The organism is Streptomyces sp. WM6386 (assembly GCF_000972385.1).
In the GTDB taxonomy this organism is placed as follows: domain Bacteria; phylum Actinomycetota; class Actinomycetes; order Streptomycetales; family Streptomycetaceae; genus Streptomyces.
Genome location: NZ_JXTE01000343.1, coordinates 1 through 662 on the forward strand (window position 1 = coordinate 1; position 662 = coordinate 662).

Annotated in this window: 1 protein-coding gene; it reads left to right on the forward strand. The window is 70.5% G+C overall.

The window, feature by feature from the left end; genetic code table 11:
- On the forward strand, positions 1-625 hold a 625-nt coding region (locus tag TN53_RS41610; protein WP_324609656.1), incomplete at its 5' end, for a response regulator transcription factor.
- Positions 626-662 lie beyond the last annotated feature (37 nt).

A 662-nucleotide genomic window follows, 5' to 3' on the forward strand; every position in this document is an offset into this window, starting at 1 on the left:
GGAGATGTCCATGGGCGCTGGCGCCGAGGTGGCGGTGCGTATCGCGGTCGTCGGCGACTGCCCCGTCTTCCGACACGGCGTCTGCCAGCTGATCGGCGCGGCTCCTGACCTTCATCTGGTCGCCGCCTCGCCCTCCATCGAGAGCGCGGACGGCACCCTGCGCGACGCGGAAGTGGTCCTGGTGGACGTGCAGCACTCCGCCCCGCGGCTCGTCGCGGCCGTGGCGGAGCTGCGGGAGCGGGGGCATGCCGTCCTCGTCGTGTCGTCCTCTCCGCAGATCGACGCGGTCCAGGTGATCCGGGCGGGTGCCAGCGGTTACCTCAGCCGCCAGGCCGAGGCGGAAGAGGTACTGACGGCAATCCGGGCCGTGGGCTCGGGCCGCAGTTACGTGTGCGCGCCCGCCGGCGACCTGCTCAAACGCTCCCCGCACTTCACGGACCGGGAGCAGGAGATCCTGCAGCTCCTCGCCAACGGCGCGACCGACCACGAGATCGCCGCCCAGCTGAGCACCAGCAAGCACACGGTCCAGCCCCACCTCGACCGAATCGGCGAGAAGACGGGTTCCCGCCGCCGCTCCGATCTCACCCGACTCGCGGTCGAAAACGGGCTCACAGAGCAGAGATAAAGGCGTCCTGAGCAGGCGGCTGTGGGTAGTCCTGCCC